The 17,903-nt window shown below is 61.8% G+C and carries 17 protein-coding genes; 8 read left to right on the forward strand and 9 right to left on the reverse strand.

The window, feature by feature from the left end; translation table 11 throughout:
- Positions 1-51 precede the first annotated feature (51 nt).
- The 4 genes from selD to AC1DWQ_RS01070 all read left to right on the forward strand — a co-directional run bounded on the left by selD (position 52) and on the right by AC1DWQ_RS01070 (position 4,009).
- Positions 52-1,113 (forward strand): selenide, water dikinase SelD, encoded by a 1,062-nt coding sequence (selD, locus tag AC1DWQ_RS01055; RefSeq protein ID WP_477667983.1) that lies wholly within the window; start codon positions 52-54, stop codon positions 1,111-1,113.
- Positions 1,114-1,278: 165 nt separating this feature from the next.
- Complete coding sequence (locus tag AC1DWQ_RS01060; protein ID WP_477667984.1) at positions 1,279-1,818, forward strand: TRAP transporter small permease subunit; 540 nt, start codon at positions 1,279-1,281, stop codon at positions 1,816-1,818.
- 47 nt (positions 1,819-1,865) lie between these two features.
- Positions 1,866-3,407 carry a TRAP transporter large permease gene (locus AC1DWQ_RS01065; protein ID WP_477667985.1) on the forward strand — a complete coding sequence of 514 codons (1,542 nt, stop codon included), beginning with the start codon at positions 1,866-1,868 and terminating at the stop codon, positions 3,405-3,407.
- Between the two features lie 104 nt (positions 3,408-3,511).
- Positions 3,512-4,009 carry a hypothetical protein gene (locus AC1DWQ_RS01070; RefSeq protein ID WP_477667986.1) on the forward strand — a complete coding sequence of 166 codons (498 nt, stop codon included), beginning with the start codon at positions 3,512-3,514 and terminating at the stop codon, positions 4,007-4,009.
- Between the two features lie 203 nt (positions 4,010-4,212).
- Here the strand turns inward: AC1DWQ_RS01070 and AC1DWQ_RS01075 are convergent, their stop codons facing one another.
- The 6 genes from AC1DWQ_RS01075 to AC1DWQ_RS01100 all read right to left on the reverse strand — a co-directional run bounded on the left by AC1DWQ_RS01075 (position 4,213) and on the right by AC1DWQ_RS01100 (position 11,401).
- Positions 4,213-5,292, reverse strand: a complete 1,080-nt coding sequence (locus AC1DWQ_RS01075; protein ID WP_477667987.1) for a TRAP transporter substrate-binding protein — start codon at positions 5,290-5,292, stop codon at positions 4,213-4,215.
- A gap of 222 nt (positions 5,293-5,514) precedes the next feature.
- Positions 5,515-6,594 carry a TRAP transporter substrate-binding protein gene (locus AC1DWQ_RS01080; RefSeq protein ID WP_477667988.1) on the reverse strand — a complete coding sequence of 360 codons (1,080 nt, stop codon included), beginning with the start codon at positions 6,592-6,594 and terminating at the stop codon, positions 5,515-5,517.
- A gap of 260 nt (positions 6,595-6,854) precedes the next feature.
- On the reverse strand, positions 6,855-7,934 hold the full coding sequence (locus AC1DWQ_RS01085; protein WP_457280015.1) for a TRAP transporter substrate-binding protein: 1,080 nt from the start codon (positions 7,932-7,934) through the stop codon (positions 6,855-6,857).
- A gap of 256 nt (positions 7,935-8,190) precedes the next feature.
- Positions 8,191-10,101 carry a 1-deoxy-D-xylulose-5-phosphate synthase gene (dxs, locus tag AC1DWQ_RS01090; RefSeq protein ID WP_477667989.1) on the reverse strand — a complete coding sequence of 637 codons (1,911 nt, stop codon included), beginning with the start codon at positions 10,099-10,101 and terminating at the stop codon, positions 8,191-8,193.
- Between the two features lie 65 nt (positions 10,102-10,166).
- On the reverse strand, positions 10,167-11,087 hold the full coding sequence (locus tag AC1DWQ_RS01095; protein WP_477667990.1) for a polyprenyl synthetase family protein: 921 nt from the start codon (positions 11,085-11,087) through the stop codon (positions 10,167-10,169).
- A 53-nt stretch (positions 11,088-11,140) separates the two neighbouring features.
- Positions 11,141-11,401, reverse strand: a complete 261-nt coding sequence (locus tag AC1DWQ_RS01100) for an exodeoxyribonuclease VII small subunit (RefSeq protein ID WP_477667991.1) — start codon at positions 11,399-11,401, stop codon at positions 11,141-11,143.
- Between the two features lie 278 nt (positions 11,402-11,679).
- Here AC1DWQ_RS01100 and AC1DWQ_RS01105 point away from each other — a divergent pair, with 278 nt between their 5' ends.
- From AC1DWQ_RS01105 to AC1DWQ_RS01120, 4 genes are all read left to right on the forward strand, one after another.
- Positions 11,680-12,798 carry an aromatic ring-hydroxylating oxygenase subunit alpha gene (locus AC1DWQ_RS01105; RefSeq protein ID WP_477667992.1) on the forward strand — a complete coding sequence of 373 codons (1,119 nt, stop codon included), beginning with the start codon at positions 11,680-11,682 and terminating at the stop codon, positions 12,796-12,798.
- 97 nt (positions 12,799-12,895) lie between these two features.
- Positions 12,896-13,798 (forward strand): DMT family transporter, encoded by a 903-nt coding sequence (locus AC1DWQ_RS01110; RefSeq protein WP_477667993.1) that lies wholly within the window; start codon positions 12,896-12,898, stop codon positions 13,796-13,798.
- 10 nt (positions 13,799-13,808) lie between these two features.
- The gene (locus AC1DWQ_RS01115; RefSeq protein WP_477667994.1) at positions 13,809-14,708 is read left to right on the forward strand and encodes a sulfurtransferase; all 900 of its coding nucleotides are present in this window, start codon (positions 13,809-13,811) and stop codon (positions 14,706-14,708) included.
- 197 nt (positions 14,709-14,905) lie between these two features.
- Positions 14,906-15,172 (forward strand): hypothetical protein, encoded by a 267-nt coding sequence (locus AC1DWQ_RS01120; protein WP_477667995.1) that lies wholly within the window; start codon positions 14,906-14,908, stop codon positions 15,170-15,172.
- A 117-nt stretch (positions 15,173-15,289) separates the two neighbouring features.
- Here AC1DWQ_RS01120 and AC1DWQ_RS01125 read toward each other — a convergent pair whose 3' ends face one another.
- From AC1DWQ_RS01125 to AC1DWQ_RS01135, 3 genes are all read right to left on the reverse strand, one after another.
- The gene (locus AC1DWQ_RS01125) at positions 15,290-15,472 is read right to left on the reverse strand and encodes a hypothetical protein (RefSeq protein WP_477667996.1); all 183 of its coding nucleotides are present in this window, start codon (positions 15,470-15,472) and stop codon (positions 15,290-15,292) included.
- Between the two features lie 379 nt (positions 15,473-15,851).
- Positions 15,852-17,114 (reverse strand): FAD-dependent oxidoreductase, encoded by a 1,263-nt coding sequence (locus tag AC1DWQ_RS01130; protein WP_477667997.1) that lies wholly within the window; start codon positions 17,112-17,114, stop codon positions 15,852-15,854.
- Between the two features lie 419 nt (positions 17,115-17,533).
- A complete protein-coding gene (locus AC1DWQ_RS01135) occupies positions 17,534-17,758 on the reverse strand; it encodes a hypothetical protein (protein ID WP_477667998.1) in 225 nt (74 codons plus the stop codon).
- Positions 17,759-17,903 lie beyond the last annotated feature (145 nt).

Genomic DNA, 17,903 nt, shown 5'->3' on the forward strand with positions numbered 1-17,903 from the left:
GGCCGCCCCCGCGCACCGCCGGTACTGCGGGAACGCCATTGAAAGCACGCCATGAACGCCCCTGAAACACTTCCGGGCACCCCACCCCGGCTCACCAGCCTGTCGCATGGCGGCGGTTGCGGCTGCAAGATTGCGCCTGGCGTGCTGAGTGAAATTCTCAAAAACTCCAGCAACCTCCCGATTCCGCCGCAGCTGCTGGTGGGCATTGAAACTGCCGACGACGCGGCTGTTTACCTGCTCAATGACGAGCAGGCGCTGATCGCGACGACCGATTTCTTCATGCCCATCGTCGATGATCCCTACGACTTCGGCCGCATCGCCGCCACCAATGCAATCAGTGACGTCTATGCCATGGGCGGCACGCCCATCATGGCGCTGGGGCTGGTGGGCATGCCCATCAATGTGCTGCCGCTGGAGACCATAGGCGCCATCTTGCGCGGCGGGCAGGACGTTTGCCGCGATGCGGGCATTCCGATTGCGGGAGGCCACACCATCGACTCGGTCGAGCCGATTTATGGCCTGGTGGTGCTGGGCCTGGTGCATCCATCGCGGGTCAAGAAAAATTCCGGAGCCCGGACTGGCGATGTGCTGGTGCTGGGCAAGCCGCTGGGCATCGGCATCCTGTCAGCGGCGCTGAAAAAAGAACAGCTGGATGCCGCAGGCTATGCCCGCATGATCGCGCTCACCACACAGCTCAACAAGCCGGGTATCGAGCTGGCACGTATGGAAGGCGTGCATGCACTCACCGACATCACCGGCTTTGGCCTGGCAGGCCACGGCCTGGAACTGGCCCGCGGGGCCGACGTCCAGCTGCGTATCGACTGGCATCGCGTGCCGCTGGTCAGTGGCGCGCGCGAACTCGCGGCACAAGGCTGTGTGACGGGCGCCTCGGGGCGCAACTGGGCCAGCTATGGAAATGAAGTGAGTTTGCCCGCCGCCTTTGCCGACGTAGACAAAGCCCTGCTCAGCGACCCGCAAACCTCGGGAGGCCTGCTGGTGTCCTGCAGCGCCGGCAGCGCTGCTGAGGTTCTGGAAGTTTTCCGTGCCCAGGGCTTTGCCGAGGCAGCGGTCATCGGGGACGTCACCGCCGGCCACGGGCTGGCCGTACGCTGAAAAAATGCGCGAGAGTCTGGCACAAGCCGTAAAACCCTAGGGTAAACCCGGAAATTTTTTGTCAGTCTTTATTCAGTGCGGGAGCGGGCATCCGTCGTACCATTCATGCCTCGACGTACCCGGGTGGGTACTTTCTCATTCAAAAGAACTTATCGGAGACATCCCGTGTCCGCACTCCTCAAACTCGCACTGGCCTACGACTGGCTGACCACGCGACTTGGCAAGATCGCCGCCTGGACGGTGTTGCTCGCCGCGATGATTTCCGCCGGCAACGCCTTTGTGCGCTACGGCCTGGACATCAGTTCCAACGGCTGGCTTGAAATCCAGTGGTACCTGTTCGCCGCCACCGTGATGCTGGGCGCACCTGTGGTCCTCAAGCTCAACGAGCACGTGCGGGTCGACATCATTTACGGCAAGCTCAAGGGCAACGGGCCGGTGTATGTAGACATCTTCGGTCTGGCCATCTTTCTGCTGCCGGTGATGGGGCTGATGGCCTACCTGAGCTGGCCGCTGTTCATGAGCATGCTGCGCTCAGGTGAAGTCTCAGGCAATGCCGGTGGACTGATCCGCTGGCCGGCGATGCTGCTGCTGCCGCTGGGCTTCGGTCTGATGTTCGTACAGGGCCTCTCGGAAATCATCAAGCGCATCTGCTATCTCCAGGGCAAATTCGAGATGGATACGCACTACGAAAAACCGGTTCAGTGATCCGTTTGCATCGCTCGTTCCCATAAAAATACTTTCAGGACTACCCCATGCAGATGGAAAATTTCGCCCCGATCATGTTCGCGGGCCTCGTGCTGATCATGCTGATCGGCTTTCCCGTCGCCTTCTCGCTGGCCGCCCTCGGGCTGGCCTCGGGCTTCCTTGCCATCGAGATGGGCTGGTTTCCCGCCAGCTTCATGTCCAACCTGCCGCTCAACATGTTCGGCATTTTGTCGAACGAGTTGCTGCTGGCGATTCCCTTCTTCACTTTCATGGGCGCCATCCTTGAAAAGTGCGGCCTGGCCGAAGACATGCTCGACTCCATGGGCCAGCTGTTCGGCCCGGCCAAGGGCGGCCTGGGCTACTCGGTCATCATCGTCGGCTTCATCCTGGGTGCCATTACCGGCACCGTAGCCGGCCAGGTGATCGCCATGGCGCTGATCTCGCTGCCCGTGATGATCCGCTACGGCTACAACATGCGCTACGCCACGGGTGTGCTGGCGGCCTCGGGCACCATTACGCAGCTGGTGCCGCCGTCACTCGTACTGATCGTGATGGCCGACCAGCTGGGCCGCTCCGTCGGTGACATGTACAAGGGCGCCTGGGGCCCCTCCATCCTGCAGGTGCTGATCTTCGCGGGCTACACCTTCATGCTCGGCGTGTTCAAGCCGCACCATGTTCCCGGTGTGCCCAAAACCGCACGCACGCTCAACGGCTGGGCGTTGTGGGCCAAATGCCTGCGCGGCATCATTCCCTCGGCCATCCTGATCTTCGCGGTGCTCGGCTCCATGGGCGGCCTGCCCGGTATCGACACCGCCATCGCCACGCCGACGGAAGCCGGCGCCATGGGTGTGGTGGGCGCACTGGTGCTGGCCGCCATGCACAAGCGACTGACCCCCGCGCTGATCTGGGAGGCCATGAGCGGCACGATGCGACTGACGGCCATGGTCGTCTTCATCCTGATCGGCGCGCGCGTCTTCTCGATGGTGTTCCAGGGCGTGGACGGTGCCAAGTGGGTCGAGCACATGCTCAGCGGCCTGCCGGGTGGCCAGACCGGCTTCCTGATCGCCGTCAACCTGTTCATCTTCTTCCTGGCCTTCTTCCTCGACTTCTTCGAGATCGCTTTCATCATCCTGCCGATGCTGGGCCCCGTCGCCGACAAGCTGGGCATCGACCTGATCTGGTTCGGCGTGCTGCTGTGCGTGAACATGCAGACCAGCTTCATGCACCCGCCCTTCGGCTTCGCACTGTTCTATTTGCGCGGCATCGCCGACACGCTGTTCAAGGAAGGGCGCATCCCCAAGCCGATCAAGTCCAATGACATCTACCTGGGCGCGATTCCCTGGGTGGCGATGCAGCTGATCCTTGTGGCGATCGTGATCTTCGTGCCGCAGACGGTAACGATCTTCCTCGACAAACCCGCGGTGATCGACCTGGACAAAGTCAAGATCGAAATCCCGGCCGACGAAAGCGCGACCCCACCCGCGGGCGCGGCCAGCGGTGCGACAGGCAGCGATCCACTGGCACCGCCGGCAGAACCGAATTCCGACGACGAACAGAAAAAGGTCGACGAACTGTTCAAGACCAAATAACCGATCGCAGCCTTCCAGGCCAGCGTCCAACGCCCCTTTCGCGAGGGGCGTTTTTATTGGCAGCCCATACTGTCAGTTTTTCCTTTCCAGACCGCGAGCACTCCATGGACCCCGTACCCGCCCCCAGCACCTATTTTGGCCCGCCACCCTTCAAGTTCACCCCAACAGGTGGGAGCATCTCGGGGCAGGCGTTTTCCGTGCCCTTCAAGGTGTTGGCGACCGCCATCGTGCTGGCGCTGGCCGCGGCTTTTGCCCAGGCCTGGCTGGCTGGGAGGGCCTCAGGCGCGGCTGCAGGCGGGGGGTGGTTTATCGCCGGGCTGCTGATGGTGGGCTACACCTGGTGGCACATCCTGCGCAGCGTCACGCGCCTCGACGAGCAAGGACTCTACCAGAGCTGGGTCTGGGACAAGCACATGGAGCTGCGCGAACTCGCCTACGGCAAGCTGATCCGCGTGCGCGGACTCGAATGGCTGATCGCGCCGCGTCTGTATGTGCGTACCTTGATGGGGAAGTTCGCGGTGTTCTACGCCGCCTCGCCCGAAATGGTCGCAGAATTCGAACGGCTGGTAAGCGAGTTGAAGACCTTTCGCAGCCAACGCTGAGGGCACGGCTCACTGCCGCCGGAAAGGCAGGCAAAAAAAAAAAGCGACATGTCGCGGTTTTTTTTCCCGGGAAAACGGGGAACCACTGATTTCCCTTTCAAGCAGGGGCCGCGGAACCGGCTTCGCCGGGCCGCAGGCGCAGCGGCCCCCTCGGGGGGCAGCGCATTACACGAAGTCGAAGACGCAGTGAAAAGCGTGGGGGCTCATAAGGTGACACCCTGCATGTAAGTGTCGAAGCGCGACTCGGCGAAACGGAACCAGAGGATCTGGTCCTTCTGGAAAGCACGGTAATCGCTGTAGATCTTCTTCCAGTCAGGGTTCTTCTCGGCCAGCTCGGCATACAGATCCATTGAAGCCTTGAACGAGGCATCAAGCACGGGCTTGGGAAAGGGCAAGACCTTGGTCTTGGCGCCCACCAGCTGTTTCAGCGCGGTCGGGTTGCGCGCATCGTACTTGGCCTGCATGTCGATATGGGCGTGCGAAGCCGCGGCTTCAATGATGGCGCGGTATTCCGCGGGCAGGGCTTCCAGCGCCTTGTTGTTGATGAAGAAATCAACCTCAGGGCCGCCTTCCCACCAGCCGGGGTAGTAGTAAAACGGTGCCACCTTGTTGAAGCCCAGTTTCTGGTCGTCGTAAGGACCGACCCACTCGGCAGCATCCAGCGTGCCCTTTTCGAGGGCCTGGTAGATTTCGCCGCCGGGAAGGTTTTGCGGCACCACGCCGAGACGCTCCACCACCTTGCCTGCAAAGCCGCCGATACGGAACTTCAGGCCTTTCAGGTCGGCCACGGTCTTGATTTCCTTGCGGAACCAGCCGCCCATCTGGGTGCCGGTGTTGCCGCCAGGAAAGCTCACCAGGTTGTATTTGGCATAGAACTCATTCATGAGCTTGCGGCCGTTGCCTTCGTACATCCAGGCCGACATCTGGCGTGAGTTCATGCCGAATGGAATTGCTGCACCGATCGCAAAGGCTTCGTTCTTGCCGAAGTAGTAATACGGGACGGTGTGGCACATTTCCACGGAGCCTTGGCCAACGCCGTCGACCACACCAAAAGCAGGCATCAGTTCGCCGGCGGCATGGACGCTGATCTGGAATTTGCCGCCAGTCATTTCGCTGACCTTCTTGGCGAAAACTTCGGCACCGCCGTAAATGGTGTCAAGCGGCTTGGGGAAACTGGAAGCCAGGCGCCAGCGGATGGCGGCCTGGGCGTGAACAGCGGGTGCCACACCGGCGGCCAGTACACCGGCAATACCGGCGTTTTTGATAAGTGAACGACGATCCATTAAATGCTATCTCCTGAAGGGTGGTCGGGTTTGCGGTCCGAATGGACCTGCGGGCGCCCAGCTGGCAATCGACGGCCATGCAAGCCGCGCTTTTGAGCAAGAGGGCAGAGATCTATTTTGTCAGCATTTCACACCGCCTGCCCAACCCGTTTTTACAGATCGGGACAGACGTAAAAAAGCCGCCTGCAAAAGGCGGCTTTCGGGATGACGGATGGGCCGGGTTCAGAGTTTCTGGGCTTGCATGAAGCGGTCAAACGTGGCTTCCGTGAAACGGAACCACAGGTTCTGTTCGGCACGGAACTTGGAGTAGTCGGCGTAGATCTTCTTCCAGTTTTCGTTCCTTGTGCCGATCTCTTCGTAGAGCGCCATCGACTCCTTGAAAGCCGCGTTCATCACGTCCGCCGGGAAAGGCCGGAGCTTGGTACCCGCACCCACGAGCTGCTTGAGCGCACCTGGGTTCTTCGCGTCGTATTTGGCCTGCATGTCGCCGTGGGCCTGGGCCGCAGCCGCTTCCACAATCGCCTTGTTCTCGGGCGTGAGGGCGTCGAATGCCTTGTTGTTGATGAAGAAGTCCAGCTCGGGACCACCTTCCCACCAGCCGGGGTAGTAGTAAAAGGGGGCAACTTTGTTAAAGCCCAGCTTCAGGTCGTCGTAAGGTCCCACCCATTCGGCGGCATCAATCGTGCCTTTTTCGAGGGCCTGGTAAATCTCGCCGCCGGGAATGTTCTGCGGCACGCCACCTATGCGCTCAAGCACCTTGCCGGCGAAGCCGCCTATGCGCATCTTCAGGCCCTTGATGTCCTTGACGGACTTGATTTCCTTGCGGTACCAGCCACCCATCTGGGCGCCGGTATTGCCGCCCGGGAAGTTCACGATGTTGAACTTGGAATAGAACTCGCGCATCAGCTTCATGCCGTTGCCTTCGTACATCCAGGCACTCATCTGCCGGCTGTTCAGGCCGAAGGGAATGGCGCAACCCAGCGCAAAGCATTCGTCCTTGCCGAAGAAATAGTAGGGCGCCGTGTGGCAGGCCTCGATGGAGCCTTGTTGCACACCGTCGACCACACCGAAGGCCGGCATCAACTCACCGGCCGCATGCACCGAGATTTCGAACTTGCCGCCGGACATGGCCTTGACGGCCTTGGCAAATACTTCGGCGGCACCAAAAATCGTGTCAAGGGATTTGGGGAAGCTGGAGGCCAGGCGCCAACGAACGGCAGCCTGCGCATGAACAGCAGGTGCGACACCTGCGGCCAGCACACCGGCAATACCGGCATTTTTGATAAGTGAGCGACGATCCATAAAACTCTCTCCTGAAGTTATCGAATTTTGCGTTGATCTGCCAGATCGGTTCGGCCTGCTATAACAGTTGAATTGCATTGCCTTGATTGAATCGGCGGAGCATGGATACTTTGTCACTCTTTTGCATAAAAACACCCCGTTTTTACCCGTAGATCGCGCACAAAAAAGCCGCCTGGGCAGGCGGCTTTTTGACGAAAACGTTTCAGCGAGCGGCTTGCCAGTTGCAAGCCGCTCGCCCCTATCTGATCAAGATGATGGCTTTACAGCTTCTGGCTCTGCATGAAGCGGTCGAAGGTCGCCTCAGTAAAACGGAACCACAAGTTCTGGTCACCGCGGAATTTCGAATAGTCCGCATAGACCTTGCGCCAGTTTTCATTTTTGGCCGACAGCTCTTCATACAGCTTCATCGACTCCTTGAAAGCGGCGTTCATGACATCGGCAGGGAAAGGCCGGAGCTTGGCGCCAGCACCCACCAGCTGCTTCAGGGCCGTCGGATTCTTGGTGTCGTATTTGGCCTGCATGTCGACGTGTGCGGCGGCGCTGGCCGCTTCCACAATCGCCTTGTATTCGGGCGACAAAGCATCGTAGGCTTTCTGGTTGATGTACAGGTCCAGCTGCAGGCCGCCTTCCCACCAGCCGGGGTAGTAGTAGTTGGGTGCCACCTTGTTGAAGCCCAGCTTCTGGTCATCGTAGGGACCGATCCATTCGGCGGCATCGATGGTGCCTTTTTCCAGCGCCTGGTAAATCTCGCCGCCGGGAATGTTCTGCGGCACGCCGCCCAGGCGCTCGATGACCTTGCCGGCAAAACCGCCGACGCGGAATTTGAGGCCCTTCATGTCGGCAATGGACTTGATTTCCTTGCGGAACCAGCCACCCATTTGCGCGCCGGTATTGCCGCACGGAAAGCTGATCATGTTGTATTTGGCGTAGAACTCGCGCATCAGTTTCAAGCCGTTGCCCTCAAAGGTCCAGGCGCTCATCTGGCGGCTGTTCAGGCCAAAAGGAATGGCGCCGCCGATGGCAAAGGTTTCGTCCTTGCCGAAGAAATAGTAAGGCGCCGTATGGGCTGCCTCGATGGAGCCTTGCTGCACGCCGTCGACCACACCAAACGCAGGCATCAGTTCGCCCGCAGCATGGACGGAGATTTCAAACTTGCCGCCTGAAATCGCCTTGACATGCTTGGCAAACGTTTCAGCACCTCCATAGATCGTGTCCAGCGATTTGGGGAAGCTGGATGCCAGGCGCCAGCGAACAGCGGCCTGTGCGTGAACAGCCGGCGCAACGCCTGCTGCCAAAACACCGGCAACGCCGGCGTGTTTGATGAGTGAACGACGATCCATCAGGTTGACTCCGAAAGGTAAAAATGAAAATTCCACTGGGCTCAGGCACCAGTCAGACCGTTTTGCAGGTCTTTGGGAATTCTAAAAATGAGGGGGTCTCGACCCGGCCGGGTTTACCCTTGAAGAGCTGACGGGAAGCTGTCGACGTGGCCCCCACGGTCGCGCACTTCGTGTCGCTCCCTGCCCCCCGAGGGGGCCGCTGCGCCTGCGGCCCCTGCTTGAATGAAGAGCCTTCAGGGCTTAGCAGAATCAGTGGTCAGGCGACGGACTTGAGTGCCGGTTTGCCGGGCTTGCCGGATCCGAGCAATGCGGCAAAACGTGCCGTGATGGACGCTTCGATGCCGGTGGCGTCCAGGCCTTGGAGGGCGAGCAGTTTTGCGGGATCGCCGTGTTCGATGAACTCGTCTTTCAGGCCCAAATGCAGCACCTGTTTCGCGATGCCTGCGGCCTGCAGGGCTTCACTGACTGCGCTGCCGGCACCGCCCATGATGGCTCCCTCTTCCACCGTCACCAGGGCTTGGTGGTTGGCTGCCACCTTGAGCAGCAGCTCGGTGTCCAGCGGTTTTGCCCAGCGCATGTTGACCACTGTGGCGCCTAGTTTTTCTGCGGCTTGCAGGGCCGGGTATAGCAAGGTGCCGAAAGCCAGGATGGCAACACCTGCGCCTTCGCGGCGGACTTCGCCCTTGCCAAAGGGCAGCGCTTCCAGTCCGGTTCCCGGCTTGATGCCGGCGCCGGCGCCGCGCGGGTAGCGTACAGCCACCGGATGGTTTTGCTCGAAAGCCGAGCTCAGCAGCATGCGGCATTCATTTTCATCGGCGGGGCATGCCACACTCATGTTGGGAATGCAGCGCAGGTAAGGAATGTCATAGGCGCCCGCATGCGTGGCGCCGTCGGCGCCGACCAGGCCGGCGCGGTCCAGCGCGAACACGACAGGCAGGTTTTGCAGGGCCACATCGTGGATCAGCTGGTCGTAGCCGCGCTGTAGAAAGGTGGAGTAAATCGCGACCACGGGCTTGAGCCCTTCGCAGGCCATGCCCGCGGCAAACGTCACCGCATGCTGCTCGGCGATACCGACGTCATGGTAGCGTTCAGGAAAGCGCCTGTGGAACTCAACCATGCCCGAGCCCTCTCGCATGGCCGGCGTGATGCCGACGAGCCGGCTGTCGTGCTCGGCCATGTCGCACAGCCACTGGCCGAACACCTGGGTGAAGGTCTGCTTGGCCGGTGCGGTGGACTTTTGCAGCCCCATGGCCGGATCGAACTTGCCGGGGCCGTGGTAGGCGATGGGGTCGGCTTCGGCGAGCTTGTAGCCTTGGCCTTTTTTGGTGACCACATGCAGGAACTGCGGGCCGCCCTTGGTGTCCATGAGGTGTTTGATGTTCTCCAGCGTGGGGACCAGCGACTCGAGATCGTGGCCGTCGATGGGGCCGATGTAATTGAAGCCGAAGTTTTCAAACAGCGTGGCAGGCACGACCATGCCCTTGGCGTGCGACTCCAGGCGTTTGGCCAGTTCCAGCAGCGGCGGTGCCACGCGCAGCACCTGCTTGCCCATGTGCCTGGCGGATGCATAAAAACGCCCGCTCATCAGCTGGGCCAGGTAACGGTTCAGCGCGCCCACCGGCGGGCTGATGCTCATGTCGTTGTCGTTGAGCACCACCAGCAGCTTGCAATGGTCATGCACGCCCGCATTGTTCAGGGCCTCGAAGGCCATGCCGGCGCTCATGGCACCGTCGCCAATGATGGCCACCGCATGGCGGTCTTCGCCTTTTTGCTGGGCGGCCAGCGCCATGCCCAGTGCGGCGGAAATCGAGGTCGATGAGTGGGCCGTGCCGAAGGTGTCGTAGGGGCTTTCGTCGCGGCGCGGAAAGCCCGACAGGCCGCCAAACTGCCGCAGGCTGTCCATGCGCTCGCGCCGGCCCGTGAGGATTTTGTGCGGATAGGTCTGGTGGCCCACGTCCCACACCAGGCGGTCTTCGGGGGTGTTAAAGACGTAATGCAGGGCCACCGTCAGCTCCACCGTGCCCAGGTTCGAGCTCAGGTGGCCGCCGGTTTTTGAAACGCTGTCAAGCACGTAGGCACGCAGTTCGTCGGCCAAGGGTTTCAGGTCAACGCGGGGCAGGCTCCGCAGGTCGGCGGGGCTGTTGATGGTTTCAAGCAATGGGTACATCGTGGTGTCGCTGTTTATGGCAAGGCCGGTTTCCCGGTCCGCGGTATTCAATCCTGATGACGGCTTCAATGATGACGGTTCACAAGCATGTCCGCCAGTGCGCGCAGGGCATCGGTGTGGCCCAGCCCGCTGGCATCCAGGCTGCGCAGTGCCTTGCCCAGCAGCTGCTGCGCATAGGCTTTGGAGTCTTCCAGCCCCATCAGCGATACAAAGGTGGGTTTGTCCTGGGCGGCGTCCTTGCCGGCCGTCTTGCCCAGTGTGGCGGAGTCAGCGGTGACGTCGAGGATGTCGTCAACGACCTGGAAAGCCAGGCCGACGGCGGCGCCGTAATCGCGCAAGGCGTCTTGAGCGGCCGGTGTCGCAGCACCACAGGCCGCGCCCATCATCACGCTGGCCTGCAGCAGCGCACCGGTTTTGAGCCGGTGCATTTCATGCAGCTGGACGGACGTCAGCGGCATGCCCACGCTGGCAAGGTCAATGGCCTGGCCGCCGGCCATGCCCTGAAAACCGGCCGCCTGAGCCAGCATGCGGCACAGGCGCGCCTGTGTGGCCGCATCAACTGAATCGTCGGGCGGCGTGAGGAATTCAAATGCCAGCGCCTGCAGGGCGTCGCCGGCAAGCAGTGCCTGAGCCTGGCCGAACTTGACATGCACCGTGGGCTTGCCGCGGCGCAGCACATCGTTGTCCATGCAGGGCATGTCGTCGTGCACCAGCGAATAGGCGTGGATCAGCTCTACCGCGCAGGCAGCCCGCAGGGCGGCTTGCGCATTGCCCTGCACGGCCTCACAGGCCGCCATGACCAGCAAGGGCCGCAGGCGTTTTCCACCGTCGAGCACGGCATAACGCATGGCGTCGCCCAAGCCCGCAGGCGCAGGCGCGTCGCTGGGGCAGGCAACCCAGCGCGACAAGGCGCTCTCGACATTGGCAAGCTGCCCGGCACTCCAGGCGCTCAAGGTAAACAAAGGCAGTTTTTCAGGGGCGTTCAATCGTGGGTCTCTTTTTTAGGGGGTGAAGGAATGTTCTGCCTGCAATGCGCCGGTTATTCCTGCACCCACGGCTTGAGTTCCGTGCCTTCCAGCACCTTGATCTGGGTTTCCACGGCCTCAAGCTTGTCCCTGCAGAACTTCAGCAGCTGCGCACCGCGCTGGTAGCCGGTAAGCAGTTGGTCCAGCGGCAGCTGCCCGGATTCCAGGCTGTCAACCAGCCCTTCAAGTTCCTGCAATGCGGCCTCATAGCTGGCGGGCAATGCCGGAACAACGGAAGCGGAGGCAGCAGCGGTGGACGAAGGACTTTTGGCCATGGTCATTTGGATGAAGGCTGATTTTAGGCCGTTGCAGGCAGGTTGCGGCCCCGGCGCCCGGGACTACGAATCCATACATCTCTATTATCCGGCGGCGGCGTGCGAAGACCCGCAAAAAGGCCTGCGCGGGTACAATTGATAACAGTTCTCGACAACAGCAGTGCCCCTGCTGCGGGATATCCGGCCTTGTTTTCTCCGTGGGCTGTCGCTCAGCCTGCCTACCCGCTTGTCAACAGCCTCCACCGCCTTGGCGCGGAGGCATGTTCACCGAAATTTGCATGTCTGATCTCAGCCTCCGTCTCCTGCAGGCCACCAGCCAGCTCCCCATTTCCAGCTACTTCGATGCGGGCTTGTACCAGCGGGAGCAGCAAAAGCTGTTTGCCCGCGGGCCGCGCTACCTGGGCCATGAACTGGCCGTGCCCCACCTGGGCGACTATTACGCCCTGCCGCATGAGGGCGAAGGGCGGGCGCTGGTGCGCAACGCCTCAGGCATCGAGCTGATCTCCAACGTCTGCCGGCATCGCCAATCCACCATGTTGCAGGGCCGCGGCAATACCGGCAGCAACATCGTCTGCCCGCTGCACCGCTGGACCTACAACACCTCGGGCGAACTCATAGGCGCGCCGCACTTCGAGATCGACCCCTGCCTGAACCTGAACCGCTACAAGACCACGACCTGGAATGGCCTGGTGTTCGAGGACACCGGCCGCGACGTGGCGGCCGAGATGTCGCAGCTGGCCACCTACGCCGACCTCGACTTTTCAGGCTACCAGCTCGACAAGGTGCACCTGCACGAGTGCAACTACAACTGGAAGACCTTCATCGAGGTCTACCTGGAGGACTACCACGTCGGCCCCTTCCACCCCGGCCTGGGCGGCTTCGTCACCACCGACGACCTGCGCTGGCAACTTGAGCCTGACTACTCCGTGCAGACCGTGGGCGTGTCGGACAAGCTGGGCAAGCCTGGCACCGACACCTACAAGAAATGGCATGACGTGGTGCTGCAGTACCGCAAGGGAGTGCCGCCCAAATACGGCGCCATCTGGCTCACCTACTACCCGCACGTGATGGTTGAGTGGTACCCGCATGTGCTGGTGGTCAGCACGCTGCATCCACAGGGCCCCGACAAGACGCTCAACGTGGTCGAGTTTTTTTACCCCGAAGAAATCTGCGCCTTCGAGCGTGAATTCATCGAAGCTCAGCAAGCCGCCTACATGGAAACCTGCGTGGAAGACGATGAGATCGCCCTGCGCATGGACGCCGGCCGCAAGGCCTTGATGGTTCGCGGTGACAACGAGTTCGGGCCTTACCAAAGCCCCATGGAAGACGGCATGCAGCACTTTCACGAGTGGTACCGCCGCGAAATGGGCGCCAGCAAAACCACGCAGATGATCTGACGGCACCGGAACTGCTATTTATTTGATAGCTGTTTGCGCACAGCCATTGCGGATCCCAGCCTCTTTTACCACTCATAACTCCTTCCCCTGAAAATCGATGCAAGCCGTCTGGATGATTCTTTCCTCCTTCCTGTTTGCCACGATGGGGGTCTGCGTCAAGTACGCGTCAGAACACTTCAACAGCGCCGAACTGGTGTTCTACCGCGGCACCCTGGGCATCGTCTTCATGGCCGCCTACGCCCGCGCGCGCGGCATCACCCTGGCCACCCGCTACCCGTCCATGCATGCCTGGCGCAGCGTGATTGGCGTGATGTCGCTGTCAGCCTGGTTTTATGCGATTGCCCATCTGCCGCTGGCGACCGCCATGACGCTCAACTACATGAGCAGCGTGTGGATTGCGGCCTTCCTGGTCGGCGGTGCGCTGATGCTGGGCAAGGCCGGCCAGAAAGGGCCCAGCCAGGGGCCTCTGGTCATGGCCATCCTGGCAAGCTTTGCCGGCGTCGTCATGCTGCTGCGCCCCGCCATCGACCAGAACCAGACCTTTGCCGGGCTGGTGGGCCTGATGTCCGGCCTGGGTGCTGCCTTTGCCTACATGCAGGTGATGGCGATTTCGCGCATGGGCGAGCCCGAAACGCGCACCGTGTTTTATTTTGCCGTGGGCACGGCGGTTGCCGGCGCGCTCGGCATGTGCGTCATGGGCATCACACCCTGGAACTGGGAACACGCGCTGTGGCTGCCGCCTATCGGCATCCTGGCTTCACTGGGCCAGCTGTCCATGACCAAGGCTTATTCCATGTCTGAAAACCATGGCGGCACGCTGATGGTGGCCAACCTGCAGTACTCGGGCATTGTGTTCGCGGCTATCTACAGCCTGATCCTGTTTGGCGACAATATCCCCCTGATCGGCTGGGCCGGCATGGGCCTCATCATCGTCAGCGCGATTGCCGCAACTGTTTTGCGCGCCCGCGCTGCGCCGAATGCCCCGGCTGAAGAGCATTAAGGAGTTTTCCATGAGCTACACCACCCTGATTTCCGCCGAACAACTGCAAGCCCTGATCGCATCGGCCAAGCCCCTGCGTATCTTCGACTGCACCTTCGACCTGATGAAGCCCAACGCCGGCCAGGAGCAGTACCTCGCCTCGCACCTTCCCGGCGCCGTGTATGCCAACCTGGACACCGCATTGAGTGCCAAGCACGGCGTGGCGGGCGCCCATGGCGTGATCACGGCCAGCGGCGCTGATACACCCGCGTCGGGCGGACGCCACCCACTGCCCAACCGCGAGAAGTTCGCCACCTGGCTTTCCAGCGTCGGCTTTGCCAACAACATGCAGGCGGTGGTGTATGACCGCAACGGCGCCAACTACTGCGGGCGCCTGTGGTGGATGCTCAAATGGGCCGGTCATGAAAACGTGGCGGTGCTCGACGGTGGGCTGCAAGCATGGCAGGCCGCCAGCGGCGCCGTCAACAGCGGCGAAGAACCTGCGCATTTCCAGGCCAGCTTCCTCCTGGCGCCGGAAAAAGCCACATTGGTATCGGCCCAGACCGTGGCGAGCCAGTTGGGCCGCCCGGCACAAACACTGGTTGATGCACGCGCCACGCCACGCTTCAAGGGCGAGGTGGAGCCGCTGGATCCGGTGGCCGGCCACATCCCCGGCGCATTGAACCGCCCCTTCGGCCAGAACCTGGGGCCCGACGGAAAGTTCAAGCCGGCAGTCCAGCTCAAGGCCGAGTTTGAAACCTTGCTGGCCGGCCGCGACCCGGCCACCGTGGTACACCATTGCGGCAGCGGCGTCAGCGCCGTTCCCAACATCATTGCCATGGAGTTGGCCGGCCTCGGAAGAAGCGGGCTCTACGCCGGCAGCTGGAGCGACTGGTGCAGCGACCCAGCGCATCCGGTCGCACAGGGCTGAGGCCGCCCCGCTTCGCGGCGCCGCCAGAAACACAAAAACCTGCATGCTTTCCGGCATGCAGGTTTTTCTTCTTGTTGAGGCGGCCGCGCAGGACCCGCTCAAAAAGTGCCGGTCAATGCCGGATTTTCAGGTCCGATTACTTGGCCGGAGCGCTGGCTGCCGTACCAGGCGTCGCTGCGTCACCTGTCATCGGAGACGTGCTGGTTCCCATTGGGGTGCTACCGGTTGTGGACGTACCCATCGAAGAGCTGCTGCCTGTTGGGGATGGCGTGGTCGACGGCGAAGGTGTGGTCGAGGGTGAAGCGGCAGGTGTCGAAGGCGACGCGCCGGTGTCTTCCACCTTTTTGCCACAGGCTCCCAGTGCCAGCAAAGCGGCCAGGGCAACGGCGGTAAGGGCAGCAGGTTTGAATTTGGATGCGTGCATGTCGGTTTCCTTTTTTGAAGATGAAATGGCTGAACGGTGAGTGGCTGAACGTCAGCCGGAATTCAATTTAGCCCGCTACATCGGGCTTACCCCATGAGACGGTGTCCCACAGGGCTGTAAGCGTTTTTCGCCTGATGCGCACACAGAGGCGCCTGCATCAGCAGGCGCGCGCGTGGCCGGACAGGCGGGTGCGCTTGTGCGGATTGTCCAGGCGTGACCCCGACGAAGGGCCGGCACCGCGACTGCTCCGCGAGCCGTTGTCCGGCCGGTCACCCAGGCGTCCTTTCGAAGGGCTGGGTTCGGGCCTGTGGGAGTGAAGTGTCTCTGCGGCGGTTTTCATGACGGTCTCCTTGAAGGTCACCTTTGCTTGCGGCAGAAAGCAGCAGCGAGGTGCAGACTGTTGAGTGGGATTGGGGGGTGGTTTGCGGCGCTTGCACACCTGCTACGCACCTGTGCCTGCCTTATTCACTGTAGGCATCGTTGCGGCCGGGGAATGTAGGCAATGCCTGTGGATTGCGTAGGAACAAGCCTACAAACCCTCTTTTTTTGTCTTTTTGCCCTTCCTGCGGACGCCAGTGTTCAAGTCCTCCCGCTGGAAAAGAAGGCGGATGCAGCTCAGGACCGCCCCCCGAAAATCTTCAAGGACTCAAGAAAAAATGGCCTTCCAGCCTTATTGAACAAGCGCAAACAGCTATCAAATCAATAGCAACTACGACCATTCAGCCGGTATCGGCAGTCACCAGCTGGACAGGCGAGCGCACGTGCTCAGGCCGCACGCCCACGCCGACCGCATAGGCCGGCAGCGCCTGCAGCAAGGGCCAGCGCCGCATCAGCTTCAGCGGCCAGGGCAGCGCCATGGGCGGGCCGTCGCGCCCCCGCGCCGCCAGTACCGGGCTGAGCAGGCGGTTCTGGATGGCGACCTGCACCGCCTGCGTGACGCGTGTGGGAAACAACCGGCGTTTTTGTACCTGCGCCAGCAAGGGCGTCAGCGCGGCCCGGTCCACCTGCGGACTTGCGAGGGGAGCAGCCAGAATGTTGGCCGCCGCCACGGCATCCTGTACCGCCAGGTTGATGCCCACGCCGCCCACAGGCGACATGGCATGTGCAGCGTCGCCGATGCACAGCAGGCCGGGCTTGTACCAGTGCTCCAGCCGGTCGACCGTGACACTCAGCAGCTTGATGTCGTCCCAACTGGCCAGGGTGGCGATACGGTCGGCAAAGAGCGGCGCCACCTTCACCACGTCTGTGCGGAAAGCCTCCAGCCCCTCTGAGCGAACAGCCTCGATGCCGCCCTTGGGAATCACATAGGCGCACTGCCAATAAGTACGGCGGTCAATCATGGCCAGGAAAATGCCGTTGGTAATGCGCCCGCCCGTCGTGGAAGGATCGCCCGGCATCTTGGGCAGGCGCATCCACAGCACATCGATAGGCGCGCCCAGATCGCGCACGACCAGCCCGGCCGAACTGCGCACCGTGGACCGCCTGCCATCGGCCCCGATCACGAGGTCCGCCATCACCTGCAGGGCGCCCTCGGGTGTGGCGACCTCCACGCCCGTCACCACGCCATCTTGCTGGATCACGCCGGTCACTCCGGCGTTCTGGATCAGGCGAAAACCGGGATACAGCTCCGCCTCATCGCGCACAAAATCCAGAAACTCCCATTGGGGCATCATCGCGATGAATTTGCAGCGCAGGCGCAAATGCCTGAAGCTGGCCAGCACGAGTTCGGTGTTGCCGACCACGGCGCGCAACTCACTCACTTCATCGTGCGGGCGCGCCAGGAACTTCTCCAGCAGGCCCAGTTCGTGAATCACTTCGAGAGTGGATGGATGCACGGTGTCGCCGCGAAAGTCACGCAGGAAATCGGCGTGCTTTTCCAGCACAAGCACCTGCACCCCGGCGCGTGCCAGCAAAAGGCCCAGCATCATGCCGGCCGGGCCGCCGCCGGCGATGCAGCAGCGGACATTCATTACGTCGGCCATGGTGTCTCCCCGGGGATGAAAATCCTCCGACCATATCCAGGCTTGATGGCCCTTGCAAGCTCCAGGCGGGGCAACCACCGCCCAGACCCGTCAACATCTCTTGCGGAGCTGTTTTCGCCTATTTCAGCGTCATTGGCATGGGAGTGGTCTGTACTTCGCCCGGGTCCGGCGGGGTGTCCAGGGGCGGCAGGGGCTCGGGTGGCGGAACGTTCGGGTTGGTGGCCATGGCTACTTCCTGCTTCCCTTTTCCGGCGCCGTTGGGCCCCTGCCAGGCGACTGCAGAGACTGCGGCGGCTCCACCCGTCTGGGCAAGTCGCGGATCATCGCTTCACCTTTTTCGTCCCGGCCGTCGGACGGCAGGTCCGCTTCCAACGTCGGTTCGGGCTCTTCATTGCCTGGCCGCTTGCGCGTTCCGCCCATCACAGACCCACCACCATCAAAGGCATGTCATGGATTGCCAGCGCAGCGGCGGCGGCCATGCTGGCGAAAACGGTGATGAAAAAAGCGATGTACGCGGCTGCGCGCGGGCGGTGAAAACTCCGCGGCTTGCGCGGCGGCGCGTCTTGAGCCAACTCGCCGCTGACATCGTAGGCCGACGGGCGGAAGGCGCTGGAAACCGTGGTGGAGTCTGAATGGAAGTTCATGGCGGGCCTGCCTTTTGCACAGTGTTTGCACAACGCAACGGAGCATCAAAAGGATGCTTGCCCTTATCTTCCCGCTCCGCCCGAAACCCGCCTATAGGTCGCCAGGCCTTGTACTTGTCAGGCGCCGTCTGACAGCAGCCGCAAC

The organism is Polaromonas sp. P2_G11 (assembly GCF_056403595.1).